Genomic DNA, 2,383 nt, shown 5'->3' on the forward strand with positions numbered 1-2,383 from the left:
AGGCGCTGCGGGTGGATCTGTCGGCGTCGCCGGATACCGGTGCGCTGCTGGCGCAGGTGAAGACGGCGTCGCTGGAGGCGCAGAGCCACGCGGATATTCCGTTCGAGCAGGTGGTGGAGGCGGTTGCACCAGCCCGCAGCCTGTCGTACAGCCCGCTCTTTCAGGTGATGCTGGCGCTGCAAAACACGCCCGATAACGCTCTGCGTCTGCCGGCGCTGACCCTGTCGCCGCTGGCGAATGCAGCCACGACGGCCCAGTTCGATCTCAGTCTGTCGCTGAGTGAGGATAATGGCGCGGTGCAGGGCGTATTGATTTATGCCACTGCGCTGTTTGATGAAGGCACGGTACGGCGCTATCTGGGGTACTGGCAGGCGCTGCTGCACGGCATGGCGGACAGTCCCCTTCAGCCGGTGCAGTCACTGCCGATGCTGCCGGAGGCGGAGCGGCGGCAGGTGCTGGTTGAGTTTAACCAGACCCGTGCCGACTCCCCTGACGAGGTCTGTCTGCATGCCCTGTTTGAAGCGCAGGCCGCCCGGCATCAGGATGCGGTGGCGCTGTGCTGCGACGGGCAGACGCTGCGCTACGGCGAACTGAACGCCCGCGCCAACCAACTGGCGCACTGGCTGTACGAGCTGGGCGTGCGGCCGGACAGCCGGGTGGCACTGGTACTGGAGCGTGGTGTGGATCTGATTGTGGCGATGCTGGCCACCCTCAAGGCGGGCGGTGCCTATGTGCCGCTGGATCCGGGCGTTCCGGCGGAACGGTTGCGCTACATGCTGGATGACAGCGACCCGACGGTGGTGCTCACCAGCCGGGCGTTGCGGGGGCAACTGGGCGCGCTGTCGGCCGGGCTGCGGACGATCGAACTGGATGGCGACAGCCGCCCCTGGACGCAGTGTCCGGCGGTAAATAGCAGTCCGGCGCGGCTGGGGCTGACGCAGAACCATCTGGCCTACGTTATCTATACCTCCGGCTCCAGCGGACAGCCCAAAGGGGTGATGGTGGCGCACCGGGGCGTGGTCAATCTGGTGCGCTGGCACTGCGACGCCTTTGCGCTGCGTGAGTCGCACTGCGCGTCCAGCGTGGCGGGGCTGGGTTTTGACGCGGCGGTATGGGAGATCTGGCCGCCGCTCTGCGTCGGGGCGCGTCTGGTGATGCCAGGCCCGGCGGCGTCCCGCGACCCCGAGCAGCTGCTGGCCTGGTGGATGTCGCAGCCGATTGACGTTGGTTTTTTACCGACGCCGGTCGCCGAGCTGGCGTTTGCCCGCGAGCTGCACCACCCGACGCTGCGCACGCTGTTGGTCGGGGGCGACAGGCTTAACCGCCGTCCGCCGGATAACGCGGGGTTTACGCTGGTGAACAACTATGGCCCGACCGAGAACAGCGTGGTGGCGACCTCGGGCGCCGTGTGCGCCGATGACCGGGTATTGCATATCGGGCGGCCGATCGCCAATACCGCGCTGTACATTCTGGATCCGCAGGGAGAGCCGGTGCCGGTGGGCGTCTGCGGGGAGCTGTATATCGGCGGGGCGCAGGTGGCGCGCGGGTATCTCAATCGGCCTGACCTGACCGCCGAGCGTTTCCTTGACGACCCCTTTGCGGGCGAGCCGGGGGCGCGCCTGTACCGTACCGGTGATCTGGGGCGCTGGCTGACCGACGGACGGGTGGAGTTCATGGGGCGCAACGATTTTCAGGTGAAGATCCGCGGGTTCCGTATCGAACTGGGGGAGATAGAGTCGGCGCTGCTGGCGTGCGACGGGGTATGCGAAAGCGTCGTCGTGGCGCAGGGTGAGGCGACACAGGAGAAACGGCTGGTAGCCTACTATACCGTCCATGATACCGCTCAGATACCGGGTGCCGAGGCGCTGAAAGCGCAGCTTGGCGCGCGTCTGCCGGCGTATATGGTGCCGGCGGCCTATGTCATGCTGGCGCGCATTCCGCTGACCGCGAACGGTAAAGTAGATCGTAAGGCACTGCCGGAGCCGGATGAAGCCGCTTTTGCGCGCCAGCGCTATGAAGCACCGCTGGCGGGGGACGAAACGGCGCTGGCGGCGATGTGGCAGACGCTGCTGGGGGTTGAAAAAGTAAGCCGACAGGACGATTTCTTCGCGCTCGGCGGTCATTCGCTGCTGGCGGTACAGCTCATTTCGCGCCTTCGCAGTGAGTTAAACCGTGAGCTGCCGCTGGCGGAACTGTTTGCCCGTCCGGCTCTCAAGGATATGGCGGCCTCGCTCGGTACGGCCGGGAAGGGGGCGCTGTCGGCCATTGAACCGCTGGCGGCGGGCGAGATGCCGCCGCTGTCGCTGGCTCAGCAGCGGCTGTGGTTCCTGGCGCAGATGGACGAAGCAGCCGGTGCCGCCTATGTGATAGCGGGCGGGTTCCG

The 2,383-nt window shown here is 66.6% G+C and carries 1 protein-coding gene; it reads left to right on the forward strand.

The window, feature by feature from the left end; translation table 11 throughout:
- Positions 1-11: 11 nt before the first annotated feature.
- A partial coding sequence (locus KP22_RS20960) for a non-ribosomal peptide synthetase (protein ID WP_244880055.1) occupies positions 12-2,383 on the forward strand: 2,372 nt, incomplete at its 3' end.

Source organism: Pectobacterium betavasculorum, from assembly GCF_000749845.1.
In the GTDB taxonomy this organism is placed as follows: Bacteria; Pseudomonadota; Gammaproteobacteria; order Enterobacterales; family Enterobacteriaceae; genus Pectobacterium; species Pectobacterium betavasculorum.